The sequence below is a fragment of the Mycobacterium sp. SMC-4 genome, from assembly GCF_050205565.1.
Classification (GTDB): domain Bacteria; phylum Actinomycetota; class Actinomycetes; order Mycobacteriales; family Mycobacteriaceae; genus Mycobacterium.
The window spans coordinates 737232-753380 of the sequence record NZ_JBNMQU010000001.1; the positions used below are offsets into that span (position 1 = coordinate 737232).

Annotated in this window: 15 protein-coding genes; 5 read left to right on the top strand and 10 right to left on the bottom strand. The window is 67.0% G+C overall.

All coding sequences use genetic code 11. The features are described 5' to 3' along the window. Window positions 1-96: 96 nt before the first annotated feature. From ACQI46_RS03620 to ACQI46_RS03630, 3 genes are read left to right on the top strand one after another with little or no spacing between them, the layout of a single operon-like run. Window positions 97-717 (top strand): peptidase M50, encoded by a 621-nt coding sequence (locus ACQI46_RS03620; RefSeq protein ID WP_427092551.1) that lies wholly within the window; start codon window positions 97-99, stop codon window positions 715-717. Next, complete coding sequence (locus ACQI46_RS03625; RefSeq protein WP_427092552.1) at window positions 714-1493, top strand: site-2 protease family protein; 780 nt, start codon at window positions 714-716, stop codon at window positions 1491-1493. The genes ACQI46_RS03620 and ACQI46_RS03625 overlap by 4 nt, the downstream gene beginning before the upstream one ends. Window positions 1494-1551: 58 nt before the next feature. Beyond that, window positions 1552-2448 carry a cation diffusion facilitator family transporter gene (locus tag ACQI46_RS03630; RefSeq protein WP_427092553.1) on the top strand — a complete coding sequence of 299 codons (897 nt, stop codon included), beginning with the start codon at window positions 1552-1554 and terminating at the stop codon, window positions 2446-2448. A 1-nt stretch (window position 2449) separates the two neighbouring features. Here ACQI46_RS03630 and ACQI46_RS03635 read toward each other — a convergent pair whose 3' ends face one another. Next, the gene (locus ACQI46_RS03635; protein WP_427092554.1) at window positions 2450-2866 is read right to left on the bottom strand and encodes a DUF3151 domain-containing protein; all 417 of its coding nucleotides are present in this window, start codon (window positions 2864-2866) and stop codon (window positions 2450-2452) included. Window positions 2867-2955: 89 nt separating this feature from the next. On the opposite strand from ACQI46_RS03635, the gene ACQI46_RS03640 reads away from it, so the two are divergent. Beyond that, window positions 2956-3732 carry a DUF4878 domain-containing protein gene (locus ACQI46_RS03640; RefSeq protein WP_427092555.1) on the top strand — a complete coding sequence of 259 codons (777 nt, stop codon included), beginning with the start codon at window positions 2956-2958 and terminating at the stop codon, window positions 3730-3732. Window positions 3733-3745: 13 nt separating this feature from the next. Here the strand turns inward: ACQI46_RS03640 and glsA are convergent, their stop codons facing one another. The 7 genes from glsA to ACQI46_RS03675 all read right to left on the bottom strand — a co-directional run bounded on the left by glsA (window position 3746) and on the right by ACQI46_RS03675 (window position 12428). Further along, window positions 3746-4663 carry a glutaminase A gene (glsA, locus tag ACQI46_RS03645; protein WP_427092556.1) on the bottom strand — a complete coding sequence of 306 codons (918 nt, stop codon included), beginning with the start codon at window positions 4661-4663 and terminating at the stop codon, window positions 3746-3748. A 145-nt stretch (window positions 4664-4808) separates the two neighbouring features. After that, window positions 4809-6179: a glutamine synthetase family protein gene (locus tag ACQI46_RS03650; RefSeq protein ID WP_427092557.1), complete on the bottom strand. Its 1371-nt coding sequence runs from the start codon at window positions 6177-6179 to the stop codon at window positions 4809-4811. 71 nt (window positions 6180-6250) lie between these two features. Next, window positions 6251-7816 (bottom strand): purine-cytosine permease family protein, encoded by a 1566-nt coding sequence (locus tag ACQI46_RS03655; RefSeq protein WP_427092558.1) that lies wholly within the window; start codon window positions 7814-7816, stop codon window positions 6251-6253. Window positions 7817-7917: 101 nt separating this feature from the next. Beyond that, window positions 7918-9147, bottom strand: a complete 1230-nt coding sequence (locus ACQI46_RS03660; RefSeq protein ID WP_427092559.1) for a DUF1116 domain-containing protein — start codon at window positions 9145-9147, stop codon at window positions 7918-7920. 174 nt (window positions 9148-9321) lie between these two features. After that, window positions 9322-10305 (bottom strand): LacI family DNA-binding transcriptional regulator, encoded by a 984-nt coding sequence (locus ACQI46_RS03665; protein ID WP_427092560.1) that lies wholly within the window; start codon window positions 10303-10305, stop codon window positions 9322-9324. Between the two features lie 43 nt (window positions 10306-10348). After that, the gene (gene fbaA, locus ACQI46_RS03670; protein WP_427092561.1) at window positions 10349-11386 is read right to left on the bottom strand and encodes a class II fructose-bisphosphate aldolase; all 1038 of its coding nucleotides are present in this window, start codon (window positions 11384-11386) and stop codon (window positions 10349-10351) included. A 28-nt stretch (window positions 11387-11414) separates the two neighbouring features. After that, window positions 11415-12428, bottom strand: a complete 1014-nt coding sequence (locus tag ACQI46_RS03675; protein ID WP_427092562.1) for an alcohol dehydrogenase catalytic domain-containing protein — start codon at window positions 12426-12428, stop codon at window positions 11415-11417. Between the two features lie 57 nt (window positions 12429-12485). On the opposite strand from ACQI46_RS03675, the gene ACQI46_RS03680 reads away from it, so the two are divergent. Further along, window positions 12486-13151, top strand: a complete 666-nt coding sequence (locus tag ACQI46_RS03680) for a DedA family protein (protein ID WP_427092800.1) — start codon at window positions 12486-12488, stop codon at window positions 13149-13151. On the opposite strand, the gene nhaA is transcribed toward ACQI46_RS03680, so the two are convergent. Both nhaA and ACQI46_RS03690 read right to left on the bottom strand, forming a co-directional pair. Further along, a complete protein-coding gene (gene nhaA, locus ACQI46_RS03685; protein WP_427092563.1) occupies window positions 13148-14995 on the bottom strand; it encodes a Na+/H+ antiporter NhaA in 1848 nt (615 codons plus the stop codon). The genes ACQI46_RS03680 and nhaA overlap by 4 nt on opposite strands. After that, window positions 14988-16127 (bottom strand): glycoside hydrolase family 76 protein, encoded by a 1140-nt coding sequence (locus ACQI46_RS03690; RefSeq protein ID WP_427092564.1) that lies wholly within the window; start codon window positions 16125-16127, stop codon window positions 14988-14990. The genes nhaA and ACQI46_RS03690 overlap by 8 nt, the downstream gene beginning before the upstream one ends. Between the last annotated feature and the right edge of the window lie 22 nt (window positions 16128-16149).

Here is a 16149-nt window from a genome sequence, read left to right on the forward strand (position 1 = left end):
GCGTCGTCTCCCGCTGTCTTCCGAGCATTCTGCCCTCGATAATGTGTGCAGCCGGTGAGCTACCTTATCTGATTCCCGGCCCTGCCAAGGAGCAGCGTGGACTCCTCTCCCATTGCCGTGTGGTGCGGCGCGGACCACCAGGTCCCGCGAGCGTTGCGCGATCTGCCGGTTCTGGACCACATCGACGACGTCGTGACGTGCCGCCGCGTGATCGTCGTCGGTTCTCACGCCGACCTCGGCGCGGTGCTCAGGCAGCTGTTGCGCGCCGAGCAGCTCGACGTGGAAGTCGCCCACGTGCGCCGTTGGTGGCAGGCGCGCCGGGCGCGCCGCGGGGAAGCGGTACGCACCCCGCTGATCCGTGACGAGACGGCCGCCGTGCTCACCCGTGCCGCGTACTGGTTACCGCCCGACGGCGAGAACACCATCCTCGGCGAGGCCATCGTCGACGATCACCGGTTGTTCGACGGCGCCTGCGTCGCGGTGCGTGTCGAACCGACGACGACGCTGCCCGGGCTGCGGGCCACGGTGTGGCGGGGCCGCTGGCGACCGAAGCGGTGGGTGGCGGGCCGGGCCGCCCAGCTCGGCACAACCGGCGCCCTCGTCGTGCGCGACGGCGAACCGGGCAAGCGGGCGGTACGCCGATCGACGTTCTACCGGCACATCCAGGGCTGGATGCGGGTGCCGACCACACGATCCGGGATGCGGTTCGGCTCGTGAACGCGCAACCCCTGCGGCGCTCGGTGCGGCCGAGCCCGATCTTCTGGTTGCTCGTGACGGCCACGGTTGCCGGCGGGGCGGCGGCATGGCTGTGCGGCGACCGGGTGCAGCCGCTGGCGTATGCCGGGGTCTTCGTCCTGGTTCTGGGTGGCTGGGTGGTGTCGCTGTGCCTGCACGAGTTCGGGCACGCCTACAGCGCATGGCGGTTCGGTGACCGTGACGTCGCGGTGCGGGGTTATCTGACGCTCAACCCGCGCAAGTACTCCCATCCGCTGTTGTCGTTGGGCTTTCCGGTGCTGGTGATCGCCCTCGGTGGGATCGGCCTGCCCGGCGGGGCGGTGTATCTGCAGACCGCGGGCATGACGCAGCGCCAGCAGACGGTGGTGAGCCTGGCGGGTCCGTCGATGAACGTGGTTCTGGGTGTGGTGCTGCTGGTCGCGACCCGGGTGCTGTTCGACCCCGCGCACGCGGTGTTCTGGGCCGGCCTGGCGTTCCTCGCATTCCTGCAGGTGACAGCGGTACTGCTGAACTTGTTGCCGATTCCGGGGCTGGACGGTTACGGCGCACTCGAACCGCATCTGGGCGCCGAGAACCGGCGCGCGGTGGCTCCGGCCAAGCAGTGGGGGTTCGTCATCCTGCTGGTGCTGCTGCTGGCGCCGCCGCTGAATCAGTGGTTCTTCTCGGCGGTGTACTGGGTGTTCGACCTCTCCGGTGTGCCGGCGCAACTGTCGTCGGTCGGGGGTGCGCTGACCAGGTTCTGGTCGGCCTGGCTGTAGCCGCGGCACCTTGCCCGAACCTTGCCATATATGCGGAAATATGCATATATTGGCCGGCATGGGTGCGGGACACGACCACAGCCACGCCGACGCCCGGATCTCCCGGATGGTGCTCGCGGCGATCGTCCTGACCGTCTTCTTCCTCGTCGAACTGATCACCGCGCTTTCGATCAACTCGATCGCGTTGCTGGCCGACGCCGGCCACATGCTCACCGACCTGGTCGCGATCTTCATGGGGCTCACGGCGGTTCTGCTGGCCCGCCACGGCAGCGCCTCCCCCGCCCGTACCTACGGCTGGCACCGCGCCGAGGTGTTCACCGCGGTCGCCAACGCCGGCCTGCTGCTGGCCATGGCCGCGTTCATCCTCTACGAGGCCCTCGACCGCATCGGCGACGCGCCCGAGGTGCCCGGGGTGCCGCTCATCGTGGTCGCCCTGGCCGGGCTGGCAGCCAACCTCATCGTGGTGCTGCTGCTGCGGTCGCACTCCGAGCACAGCCTCGCGGTCAAGGGCGCCTACATGGAGGTGCTGGCCGACACCGTCGGCAGCATCGGGGTGCTCATCGCCGGGGTCGTCACGGTCACCACCGGCTGGCCGTACGCCGACATCGTCGTCGCGGTTCTGGTCGCACTGTGGGTGTTGCCGCGCGCGATCTCCCTGGCCCGCGCCGCGCTGCGGATCCTGTCGGAAACCTCGCCCAGTCACATCGACGTCGAGGAGCTACACCGGGCGCTGTGCGCGGTCGACGGCGTCACCGGCGTGCACGACCTGCACGTGTGGACGCTGGTGCCGGGCAAGGACATGGTGACCGCGCACCTGACCAGCAAGCGCGACTCCGCGGAGGTACTCGACGACGCGCGCGCGGTGCTCAGCGCCCACGGGCTCGAGCATTCGACGGTTCAGGTGGAACCGCCCGACGCGGCCGGCGACTGTGAGTGCGAGACGCAGAAGCGTTAGCTCAGGACAACCCGAGCGCCGACCGCGCGGCCGGATCACAGTCTTCGAGCAGGTCCACGCAGCGCTGATACTCGTCGGTCTCACCGATGGCATCCGCGGCGCGGGCCAGTGCCGCGACACAGCGCAGGAACCCGCGGTTGGGTTCATGGGCGTAGGGCACCGGGCCGAAACCCTTCCAGCCGTTGCGGCGCAGCTGGTCGAGCCCCCGGTGGTAGCCGGTGCGGGCGTAGGCGTACGCGGTGACGGCCTGGTCCTCGTCGAGGGCCTGCTCCGCCAGCACGGCCCAGGCGATCGAGGCGGACGGATGCGCCGCGGCCACGATGGCCGGACTTTCCGCCGCGTCGAGCTCCGCTTCGGCGTCGGGATCACCGGGCAGCAACACTGGTTCGGGTCCGAGGAGATCACCCATCCGAGTCATGGCCTCATTGTGCCGTGCGGGCGCGGGCGTTCGTCACCGCGGATGGCTAAGCTTCGGCCGTAGCGTCGTTAGGGAGGACCGCAACACCGATGTCGAACCCCACTGGGCCGGAGCATCCGGACAAACCCGCCGACGAGGTGCCGCAGGGCGCCGACGCGGTCGGTGATGCGGAAACCGAGGTACTGCCGGAGCCGGACCCCGACCACGAGCCCGCGACCGAGGTCTTCAGCGCACCGCAGTCCCCCGGCCAGGACGACCCGTCCGACCCCGGCGAACGACGCTTCACCGCGCCGTCGGGGTTCGACGCCGGCTCCACGCAGATCATCAATCGCCCCCAAGAGCCCGCCACCGAAGTGTTCGCCAGCCAGAAAAACGCTGGACCGCAGGTGATTCCGCCGCGTGGCGAGACGCCCGCGCCGCCCAAGCAGAAGCGGCACTGGGGATGGGTCGCTGCGATCGTGGTGATCATCGCCGCGCTGGCGGTCGTCGCGATCCTCGGCACCATCCTGTTGACCCGCGGCGGCGTGTCGGGCACGTCACAGGAGGAACAGGTCCGCACGACGATCCAGAACTTCGACTCCGCGGTGCAGAACGGCGACCTGGCCACACTGCGCAGCATCACCTGCGGAACCAAACGCGACAGCTACGTCGAGTACGACGAAAAACGGTGGGCCGACATCCATCAGCGGGTCGCCGCGGCCAAGCAGTATCCGGTGGTGGCCAGTGTCGACCAGATCGTCGTCAACGGCGACCATGCCGAAGCCAACGTCACCACGTTCATTGCCTCAGACCCGCAGACCCGGTCCACCCGCAGCTTCGACCTTCAGTTCCACGACGACCAGTGGAAGATCTGCCAGAGCGACTGACTTCCGGGTCGGTTCATTCCACGTCCAGCGCCTGAGCCAGCAGCCGCATCAGACGCAGACCCCCGATGCTGTTCGCGCATTCGTCGAGCGCGGGACCGTAGATTCCGACGCCCGCGCGATGCGGAACGACCCCGATCATCGCCCCCGACACCCCGCACTTCGCGGGGATGCCGACTTCGCAGGCGTATCTACCCGAGGCTTCGTACATCCCGGCGAACAGCATGAGCCGGCGCACCAGGCGGACATGGTCGGCGCGGAGCAGCCGACCCCCGAACGCCACATCAGCTCCGCCCGCCAGCACGTAGCCCGCGCGCGCCAGATCCACCACGTCGACCTCGATCGCGCACACCTGGCAATACGCCCAGAGGAGTTCCTCGATCTCGGTCGAGATCAGGCCCTGACTGCGCAGGAAGTAGGCGAGCGCGCGATTCCGTTCGGCCAGCACGAACTCGGACCGCGCGGTGCTCTGGTCGAACGTGATTCCGGGATTGCCGGTCAACGCCCGGACCAACTCGAGAACCTCGCCCACCCGCTCGTCGGGTCCCGTACCGGGCAACATGTCGACGACGACCAGGGCACCGGCGTTGACGAACGGATTCACCGGCACGCCGGATCCACGAATGAACGTCTCCAGCGAGTCGTACGACCCGATCGCCTGATCACGCCCCACGCGAGCGAACACCTGCTCCTCACCGCGAAAGTGCAACGCCAGCAACAGCGTGAACACCTTCACCACGCTCTGGACCGTGAACCTCGCGTCGACGTTGCCGGCCGTGCGCAGGCATCCCTGCCCGAGATCTACCGCGACGGCGAGATCGCCGGAATTCGCCTGTCGCAGTTCAGGAAGATATGTCGACACCTTCCCGGCCCCCAGATGGGGCCGCACCTTGTCCACCAGGCCGTTGAGCCAGTCTTCGGCAATCGCCGTCATGATGCACCGCTTCCTACCCGTTGCTACCCGTAGTCACGCCCGGCGCAGATCCGGCCGGGCCCACGAAGACGCGAACCATCGCGTCTTCGTGGAACCCGGCCAGATCCACGTACTTCAGGACGAGGTCAACTGCTCAGCCGAAGGCCTAGTAGTAGGCCAGGTGATCGGCCCGCTCGGCATCCCCGACAGGCAGATGGTCCTTCTCCCACTCCATCCGTTTGGTCTCGGCATAGTCCTTGATGAAGTCCTCGCCGAACACCTCATGGCTCAGCTCATCTGCTTCGAACGCTTCGATGGCCTCGAGCAGAGTCCTTGGCAGCCGGGAGATCTCGGCGCGTTCCGACGCCAACTCGGTGACCTCGGGACCCGGATCGATCTCGTTGGCGATGCCGTCGAGTCCGGCCGCCAGCAGGAAGGCACCGGCAAGGTAGACGTTGGCCGATGCGTCGGGGTTGCGCACCTCGATGGCCGGCCGGTTCTCCGGCAACCGGATCATGCACGAGCGGTTGTTGGGACCGTAGGCGATCTTGATGGGAGCCCAGGAGACCGATCCGTCGACCAGCCGCGGAGTCAACCGCTTGTAGGAGTTGACCAGCGGGTTGGTGATGGCGGTCAGCGCGCGAGCATGCTTGAGGAGCCCACCGACGAAATACTTCGACTCCTTGGACCATTCCTCCTCGCCGGGAATCTCCGGGTTGCCGAGTCGAAGCACGCTGCTGTCCGAGCCGTCCACCGGGTAGAGACCCATGTTGAAGTGGGCTCCGGAGCCCCACAGGTTGGCAAAAGGTTTTGGCATGAAGGTGACGGCAAGGCCGTGCTTCTTGGCCACCTGATGCATCATCAACCGGAACAGCGTGATCCGGTCGGCCATCTCGAGCAGGTCCTTGTAGTAGAAGTCGATCTCGAACTGACCGACACCGCCCTCGGCTCCCAACGCGAAAGCCCGCAACCCGATCTTCTCCATCGTCGACACCGCATCGTCGAGGAAATCCGCCACGTCATAGGCGGTTTCGACATCGTAGGCAGGGCTGGGCTCGATGTCGCCGGTCGACGTCAGGGCGCCGAAGCCGGCGGAGGTGACGTCGTCGGGACGGTAGACGTAGAACTCGGGCTCGATGCCCAGAGTGCACCGGTACCCTTGCGCCGCTGCCCGTTCGATCTGCTTCTTCAGGATCGACCGCGGGCACAGCGAGAACGCCTCACCCTTGTCCGACCACATGTCGGCCGCCATCCACGCGAAGCGGGTGTCCCACGGTAGGACGGTCAGGGTGTCGAGATCCGGCAGCGCCGTGACCTCCTCCTCGACCGGGTCCATGATGCCGATTCCGTTGATGCCACGAGGCGTGTACCTGGCGAATCCGGCCATCAACTCCGGCAGAAAGCTCACGGGATGGCTCTTGGCCCGGTTCCGACCGAAGACGTCGACCCAGGATGCCGTCACGTAGCGGACACCGGCATCAGCGAGTTCCTTGGCCTTGTCCCTGTGCGACGAGTCGATTGCGTTGAGTGTGTCCATGTTTCTTCGTTTCCTTCTCTCTTGTTACGCGGATAACTGGGTTTGATGGGGTGACGGCCACCCCTTGCGTGTCAGCCGATCCGGAACCGGACCTTGGTCATGTCCATCGGCTGGATCGGCATGAAGTCGCCATATTTCGACGGCGGAGCGCTCGCGATTCGCGCGCCCTTGGGACCGAAGGTGTAGGCCGGCTCGGGATTCCACTTCAGGAACGCGAAGTACACCACTGCGGCCACCGTGGTGGAGACGATGAAGCCGAAGTCCGCACCGTCGAACAGTCGAGCACCGGGGCCGACATACCAGCCGGTGTTGACGAACAACAGGCCGATCGTCACCGCCGAAGCCCATGCCAGCACGGCGCGGTGGTTGATGCCCATCGAGGACCAGTAGCGCCCGCCCATCTCGCCGCGGTTGTAGACCTGCAGAGAGTCGGGATCGTAGAAGCCGCGGTTGTTGAAATAGCCGATCAGGTTGATGACGCTCCACGGTGCGCCCAGCACGATCAGGATGGCCAGGTACGAACTCACGATCGCCGAGAGTTGTTGATAGAAGGCGCCGATGAACACCAGTACGGTCGACAGCATCGACAGGTAGATCGTCGCCCTCACCCGGCTCAGCCCCGGGACGATCGACGAGAAGTCCAGTCCCATGTTGTAGATGTTGATGACGGCCTGCGCGGTCCCCGGGATGAAGGCCAGATACAACGCGAAGAAGAGGAACCAGTAGGGGACGTTGTTGGCGAACTCGGTGGCGTAGGCGTTGAGTGGGTCCTTGAACGTGACCGCGGTGTACGCCCCGAACATGAACGCCCCGCCCATGCCGAAGAAGCCACCCAGCCAGGCTGCTGTCACAGATTTCCGAGGCGGGTACTTCTTCGTCGAGATGTGCCGCGTCCAGTCACCGACGTAAGGGCCGTACGAGTTGACGGTGCCCGCACAGGCCAGCATGCCCAGGATCCACGTGGGCCAGAAGCTGCCCAATGCGTAGTCGCCGCCTGCATAACTGGGGTCGAAGTTCTCCGAGGCGACGAAGATGTACAGGATCATGATGGACCCGGCAGTGGGCACCATCCACTTCGTGAACGTCACCATGTTGGCGTGTCCCATCACCGCGATGACGGTCATGACGATCGCAACCAGCGCGTAGGCAATGACCAGCAATGCCACTGTGACAGCTTGGCTTTCGACGCCGAAGATGCGGACCACGCTGCGGGCGAGCACTTCGCCCGCAGCCCAGATGCACAGTGCGGCGAAGACGATATCGGCGGTGATGCCGAGGGCCGACCCGATCATCCGCCCCAGGGCTCCGAAGTGTGCGCCGCTGGCGACCGGGTTGTTGCTTCCGCTGCGGAGCCCGAGCAGCCCCATCGGGGCCATCAGGGTGGCTCCGATCGCCGATCCCACGACGATGGCGCTCGCGGATGCCCACCACCCCAGGCCGAGGGACACCGGCACCCAGCCGATGACGATGATGCCGAACGTCATGCTCCCGCCGAACAGGATCCACAACAGGTTTCTCGGCCGGGAATGCCGATGTTCTTCGGGGATGTACTCGATCCCGAAACTCTCGACCTTCCCGACGACGTCCAGCATCGGCGCCGACGGCTCAGCCCTGCGCTGGGTTATTTCTTCGTGCATACGGATTTCCTTCAAGGTCAACGGAATACATGGAGTTACTCAAAGGTTCTGATCACTTCGGTGCGGATCCCTGCACCACGGGGTTCTTCGGTGTCGGTGGCCTACCCGGCTCTCAGCGCCTCCCATGCGTGCCGGAACGGCTCCACGGGCGCCCTCGCCACTCCCCCGCCGATCTGACGACGCGACCGACCCGCTATCCCGATGTCCAGGTACGGTGTGACGCCTTCTGCGTGGGCGATCTTCTCGACGTCCAACCCCAGCGGGGCGCCACGGTAGTTCAATACCGGAATCAGGAAGTCCGGACTCTCGGTGACCGTGATGTCGTACATCGCGGTGGTTCTCGAGATCATCAGCGCGACGTCGCCGCCACTCGAACGCTGCAGGGGGAGGCCGGCTGCCTGCGCGAGGCCACCCAGTCCGACGACCTCGGTGATGATGCTCTCTCCGCCCATGAACTCGATGTCGTCGACGTTGTAGCCGGAATCGATGCGGTAATCCTCGAACACCGGAAGAGGTCCGGTGAACCAGGTGTCGCCCGTCCCCGAGGTCTGCACGCCGAATTCCCTGCACGAGAATGCCATTGCGGTGACCACGCTGGAACCCTCGTAGCCGCGCATGGCATTGGCCATCACTTTGCTCGCCGCCATCGACAACCTCAGGAAGAAGTAGTCGTCGCAGAGCACATCGAGTGCGTGCTCGAGTTCCTGACCGAGCTGCTTTGCCCCACTGAGCAATCGCCGCAGGAACAGGAGTGTGGCTGCCGCATTGCGACTGTGCAGTTCGTCGCCCATGGTGAGCGCCCGGGACATGATCGGCTTGAGCCGCAACGGTTCGGTCTGCGCGGCGACCAGGGCGTGCAGCGCCGGCGCCACCCGCAACCGCAGTGCTTCGAGGTTGTCGCGCGTGGCGGTCGAATAGGTGCCGTAGTTCAGGCGGTCCGCGCTGTCGCCTTCATAAAGTGTGCAGTACGCCCGGTCGCCGGTGTTGTCATCGACCACCACCGCAACGGGCATCGACGCGGTGGTGACGCCGGCCAGCGACCCGACACATCCGAACTCCTGGCAACCGCGCACGGTCAACTCACCGCGCTCGAACGCGGCTACTGCCGCCGCCTCGTCGGCAGCCATGCCTTCGTACAGTGCGCCGCCGATGATCGCGGCCCGCTGACCGCCCGTGTACGAGCCGAAAGGCATGGTGGGGCCAGACGTGAGCACCGTCGACGGCGGCAAGCCCATCGCCGTCTGCGCACTCTCGACACCGACGAGAACTGGATCTGCCGCCAGCAGCGCATCGATCGCCGCGCGGTTGGCGCGTTCGCGCTTTGTGGACATCACCCTCCGATACAAAACGTTTTGGCATGTGTCTGCATGCGTTGACCTGCGAGTCGTCGAGGAGTTGCGGACATCTCCGCCAGCTGCCAAATGGTTTTGGCTGTGCTGGTTGTGACCGTAGTCACGAACCGTTCACGCTGTCAAGCACATCACATAAAAAGACTTATGGCGGCGTCAGCTTGTCGGCGACGACGACGCCCGGACCAGGAACTCCGTCGGGATCAACTTGCCCGGCAGGGATTCGGACTCGACCTCGAGGTGCTCGATCAGCAGGGTTGCGGCCGTCTCCCCGGTCCGGAACGGGAACAGATTGGTGGCCGAGATCTGCGGGCTCGTCAACGTCAAGGGCCTACCGTCGACCGCGGATGCGATCGCGAGGTCGTCGGGCACTCGCACACCGGACCGCGATGCGGCGTCGAGCAATGCCAGAGCCAAGTCGTCGGAACTGGTGTACACCGCGTCGATCGGCGCGGCCAACAACCGCGCCAACTCGTCATACCACGCGGAATCCTCCGGCGAACCTACGGCCACAATCGTTTCCGCGATATCGTGCTCAGCCACCCACGTCCGATATCCCGTCACCACATCGTTGACATAGGGCCGTCGCGTGCGGTCGGTCAGCAACGCCGGCCGGCGCCGCCCGGCGCCGGCGAAATGGTCCAGCGCTACCCGCGCAGCGGCGACATGGTCGTTGTCCACCCAGAGGACGTCGCCGGTCTCCTCGGACGCCCCGATCACCACCACCGGGACACTGGCCTCGAACGCCGGCTCGTCGGCTTGCGGGTCGACGATGATCGCCCCGTCGATGGAGAACCCGTTGAGAATGCCGGCCCGTCCGCCGGATGGAGACACCACCAGGGCGTAGCCCAGGTGGTCGGCTGCGGCCGCGGCACCGTTGATGACATCGAGGAAGTACGCGGAGTGCGGCAGCGACGGACCACCGGTTTGGCCCAGATGCGGCATCTGGATCGCGATGATGCGGCTTCGGCGCGTCACCAACTGCTGGGCGTGGACATTGGCCTGGTAGCCCAGCTGTCGCGCAGCCTTGAGGACCTTCGCGCGGGTCTGTTCCGCGATTCGTCCGCGGTTGTTCAAGACATGGGAAACGGTCGTGGGCGACACTCCGGCCGCCGCGGCGACGTCTACGATCCCTGCCACATCACCCCTCGTGTCCCCCGGACGAACCGGGCCCCCGGCCAGCTCAGCCGGCCGTCACACTCCTGCCTGCGCTGTGTAGATCCCTGCATGCCTCGACCACTCGCTCGCTCATCGAACTCTCGGCCTTCTTAAGATAGCTGCGCGGGTCGTAGACCTTCTTGTTGCCGACCTCCCCGTCGATCTTGAGCACCCCGTCGTAGTTCGCGAACATGTGCCCGGCGATGGGCCGGGTGAACGCGTACTGCGTGTCGGTGTCGACGTTCATTTTGACCACGCCGTAGCGCAGCGCGTCCTCGATCTCGGATTTCAGCGATCCGGAGCCCCCGTGGAAGACGAAGTCGAAGGGCTTTGCGTCCGACGGCAGCCCGAGTTTGGCGGCGGCGACCTGCTGTCCCTGGGCCAGGACTTCCGGGCGCAACACCACATTGCCCGGCTTGTAGACGCCGTGGACATTGCCGAATGTGGCTGCCAGGAGGTACTTGCCGTGTTCACCGGCGCCGAGGGCGTCGATGGTCTTCTCGAAGTCCTCGGGCGTGGTGTAGAGCTTGTCGTTGATTTCGGCCTCCACGCCGTCTTCCTCCCCGCCGACCACGCCGATCTCGACCTCCAGGATGATCTTCGCCGCGGCTGCCTGGTCGAGTAGTTCCCTTGCGATGGAGAGGTTTTCGTCGATCGGCACCGCCGAGCCGTCCCACATGTGCGACTGGAACAGCGGGTCGCCGCCATGGGCGACCCGCTCGGCCGACAGGGCCAGCAACGGGCGCACGTAGCTGTCGAGCTTGTCCTTGGGACAGTGGTCGGTGTGCAGCGCCACGGTGACCGGATACTTCTCCGCGACCACGTGGGCGAACTCGGCCAGTGCCACCGCCCCGGTCACCATGTCCTTCACTCCCAGACCGGACGCGAATTCCGCACCACCGGTGGAGAATTGGATGATGCCGTCCGAACCGGCGTCGGCGAAGCCTTTGATCGCGGCGTTCACCGATTCCGACCCCACACAGTTGATCGCGGGGAACGCGAACCCGCCTTCTTTGGCACGGCCCAGCATTTCGGCGTAGACCTCGGGTGTCGCGATCGGCATACCGAAGTATCCCAGGAAACCGGCGACCTCACATGGTGAGAACCATGCGGTAGCGCGCGCGGCTCTCGTCCATGGCGGCGAACGCTTCGGCGGCCTGCGCCAGCGGGCGCTCCTCGACCATGGCCCGCACCCCGGTCTGCAGCGCGAAGTGCAGCGTCTCCTCGACGTCGCGCGACGTGCCCGACGGATGACCGGTCACCGACAGTCCGGAGGTGATCAGATCCAGCGGGCTGATCGGCAGGTTCTCGGCGGTGACCCCGACGACGACCAGTTCACCGGCCGGCCCCAGCCCCGCGACCGTCTGCGCCATCGCGGCGGCATTGTTGGCCGTGGCCAGCACCACCGCGGCACCCCCGAGCTTCTTCAGCTCCGCTGCGACGTCCTGCGCGGTCGAATCGATGTAGTGGTGCGCCCCGAGCTGCGCGGCCTCTTCGGCCTTGCCCGACCCCCGGGCGATCGCGACCGTCTCGAAGCCCATCGCACGGGAGAACTGCACGCCGAGGTGGCCGAGCCCACCGACACCGAGCACAGCGACCACGTCGCCGGCCTTCGCGCGTGTCTGCCGCAACCCGTTGAACGTAGTCACACCCGCACACCCCATCGGCGCGGCCTCGACGAACGACAACCCGTCCGGGATCCGCGCCAGCGCGGTCACCGGCACCGTGACCGACTCGGCGTACCCGCCCGGATAGTGCCAGCTGGGCACCTGCAGGTTCTCGCACTGCATGAAGAAGCCGCGTCGGCACGGCACGCAGCGGTTGCAGTTGCCGCCGAACCAACCGACCGCCACCCGGTCACCGACCGCGAAATCCGAGACACCCTCCCCCAGCTCGGCCACCGTGCCGGCGATCTCGTGGCCCAGCGTGATCGGCCACTGCAGACCCGGGAAGTGCCCCGCGTAGAACTCCCGGTCGGTGCCGCAGACACCGCACGCGGCGACGGCGACGCGCACGTGGCCGGGCTGCGGTGACTCGGTCGCGACCTCGACCAGACTCAGCGGCGCGTTGGCAGAGGCGACATGGACGGCTCGGTGCATCGACATAATTCACTGTAAGCGCCGGTACCCTTGGGAGCCGTGGTCGTCGACACCCTCGCCCTGATGCCGGACTTTCTGGACCCGATCAACCTTCTCGGTTACTTCGGCACCTGGGCGTTGATCGGCCTCCTGCTCGTGGTCTTCGTCGAATCCGGCGTGCTGTTCCCGATCCTGCCCGGCGACTCGCTGCTGTTCGTCGCCGGGATGCTGGCCGCGGGCACCGCCGCCGCCGCTCAGGACGGCACCGTGCCCGCCAGTTTCGAACTGTGGCAGTTGCTGGTGTTCATCCCGATCGCGGCGGTTCTGGGCGCGCAGGTCGGCTACTGGATCGGCCGCAACATCGGCACCACCATGTTCAAGCCCGACGCGCGGTTCCTCAAACAGAAGTACCTCGACGAGGCCCACCTGTTCTTCGAGCAGCGCGGCCCGTTCGCGATCGTCATCGCCCGCTTCGTCCCCATCGTGCGCACCCTGGCACCGATCACCGCCGGCGCCGCCAAGATGAACTATGCGGTGTTCACGGTGTACAACGCCGTCGGCGCCGTGGTCTGGGGTGTGGGCCTGACGGTCCTCGGCTACTGGCTCGGACGCTTCGAAATGGTGCAGAAACTCCTCGAGCCGATCGTCATCGGCATCGTGATCCTGTCGGTGCTGCCGATGGCCTTCGAGTGGTACAAGCGGCGCAAGACCGCTCGCGCGGCGGGTGAAGCCGCCGAACCGACCGCCTAACGTCGCGCGGCCTCCAGCGCCCCGATCAGGCTGGCCGCATCCCAGGGCCCCCGGTGCCGCACCCCGTTGACGAACAGCGTGGGCGTGGCGTGTAAATCCATCTCCTCGGCATCGTCGGCATCGTCGGTCACCCGGTGCAGCACCTTCGACGAGTGCACCCGCACGTCGTGGTCGAAGCGCTCGATGTCGCAGCCGACGGCCACCGCGTAGCGGTACATGTCCGACCACTCCAGGTCCTCCTGGTGGCCGAACAGCTCGCGCGCCATCTCCCAGAACCGGCCCTGCAACGCGGCGGCTTCGCAGGCGCGGGCCGCGTCGAAGGCGCGTGGATGCGCGCGTTCGAGCGGAAAATGCCGCCACACGTAGAGCAGGTCGTCGCCGAAGTGGGCGCGCACCTCGTCGATCATGCCGGTGGCCCGACTGCAGAACGGGCACTCGAAGTCGCCGTACTCGACCAGCACCAGCGGTGCGTCCGCCCTGCCGCGCACATGGTCGCGCTCCGGGTCCACCGGCCGCAGGAGCTTGAGCCCCACCGGTTCCGGCGGACTGAGCCGGTCGGTGATCCGGAAGATCAACCAGCCCAACCCGAACGCCAGCGCGGAGGCGGCAAGCACACCGATGCGGGCCTCGTCCTGGCGCTCGGGATCGGCGATCGCGATGTCGACGATGAACAGTGAGATGGTGAACCCGATGCCCGACAGCGCCGCGCCGCCGGCCACCCGGCGTAGGGACAGGCCCGGAGCCAGCACACCGAGTCCGGTGCGCCGCATCAGCCAGGTGGCGCCCGTGATGCCGACGAACTTGCCGACGACCAGCCCGGCGATCACACCCCAGGTCAGCGGAGATCGGAACGCCGCAGCCAGGGTCTGCGCGTCGAGCCGGACGCCGGCGTTGACCAACGCGAACAGGGGCAGGATCACGAACGAGACCACCGGCCCGACCGAGATCTGCAACCGCTCGTTGATCGAGATCGACTCCCGCAGCGACCGGCTCGCCGCACGGGCGTAGTGCGAGTTCGGGGACTGGCTGAAGGCGCGGATCTGCTCGACGGCGCGCTCCACCGGGCGACGCTCAGGAGTGAAGACCGGAATCGACAACGCCACCGCGACGCCGGCCAACGTCGGGTGAATGCCGGCCAGGTACAAGGCAATCCACAGCGCGACGCCGAGGACGGCATACGCGGGCCCACGCACTCCGGGCAGTTTGCGCACCAACACCAGCGCGACGATCAACCCGACCGACACCAGCAGCGGACCGACCCGCAGATTGTCGGAGTAGAAGAGCGCGATGGCACACAGCGCGCCCACGTCGTCGACGACCGCCAGGGTGAGCAGGAACAACCGCACCCGCGCCGGGAACATCGGTTTGATGATCGCCAGCGCACCGACCAGGAACGCGGTGTCGGTCGAGATCACCACGCCCCAGGCGTGGGCGTTCTCACCGGAGGGGTTGAACGCCAGGAACACCATCGCGGGGACGATCAGTCCGGCGGCTGCCGCGACCACGGGGACCGCGGCGCGGGACCGGTCGGTCAGCTCGCCGATGGTGAACTCGCGCGTCACCTCCAGGCCGACGATGAAGAAGAAGAACGCCATCAGCGCGTCGTTGACCAGGTGTTTGACCGACATGTCGAAGTGCTGGTCTCCGACCGCGACGCTGACGTGGGTGTCCAGCAGCGCCCAGTAGCTCGCGGCCCACGGCGAGTTGGCCCACGCGATGGCCACCACGGTGCTGGCCAGCAGCAGCGCTGCGGCGGTGTTATCGGTGGTCCTGGTGGCCTTGCTTCCCCGGTTGAGACGGGACGGCAGCAGCGGGAAACCCCGCTGGGCGGGTCGGTCAGTCACGCTCACCTGCGGTCACACTCGGGCCGGACGTGCCGTCTGCGACGGCGTGCGCCGCTTCCAGAACCATCCACCCCGACAGCTGCACCGACAGATCGCGTTCGGGAATCTCCGACGAGTTCACCGCACCGTCGACCGATTCGGCGTCGCGCGCCGCGGCCGTCGGGAGCGCAGCGGGTCGGTCCCAGAACGCGCCGAACAGCGGTGCGCCTTCGACGGTCTGGCGGTTGTCCCACACTGCCCGTGCCGACGTCGTGACCAGGGCGCGCGCGGTCTCGCGGGCGTCGTCGTCCTCGGGGCCGGCCACCGGAAGCGCCGTGGCCACCAGCGCGAGGTAGCGGGCCAGGATGCCGTGGAACAGGCCGCCGTCGCCGCCGCCCGCGCCGCGGATCACCCCGTCGGGCGCCATGTGCTCGGCGACGGCGGCGACCAGTCGGTGCACCCGCTGCCGGTGCCGCGGGTCGGAGGTCCGCACGGCGAGCTCGGTTTCCAGCCCCAGCACCACGCCCTGGCAGTAGGTGTACTGCGCGCGCACCAGCGACCCGGCCTGGATGCCGTCGAACACCAGCTTGGTGTCGGGATCGATCAGCGTCTCGTCGATCCAGTCGGCCATCTGCTGCGCGCGGCGCAGCCGGTCTCCGTGGCGGGCCAGGAAGATGCCGGCCGGTCCGTTGGCGGGGGCGTTGAAGAACTGGTCCTGCTTGCGCCACGGGATACCGCCGCCGTCTTCGGGCACCCACGCGGTGAGGAACTGGTCGGCCAGTGTGTTGAGCGCCTTCGGGCGGCGCACTCCCACCAGTCGGTCGCTTCGTTCGAGCGCCAGTGCCAGCCACGCCATGTCGTCGTAGTAGCTGTTGGTCCACCGGCCGAGGTTGCGGAGGCGGTGCCCGCGGATCTGGCGGGTGATGGATTTCAGCCGTTCCGGCGTGGGGTCGCGCAACTGCGCGTCGATGAGGTTGTCCAGCAGATGGGCCTGCCACCAGTAGTGCCACTTTCCGAACCGGCGGTGCCCGCCGGCGGGTGGCCAGGCGACGACGCCCAGCTGGGTGCCGGGGAGGTACCAGAGGTGCCGCAGGTGGCGGTCGGTGATCGCGGCCTCGGCGCTGGCCGCACGGTTGGCCCACATCTGCTCCATCGTCTGATCCTGCCGCACTTGA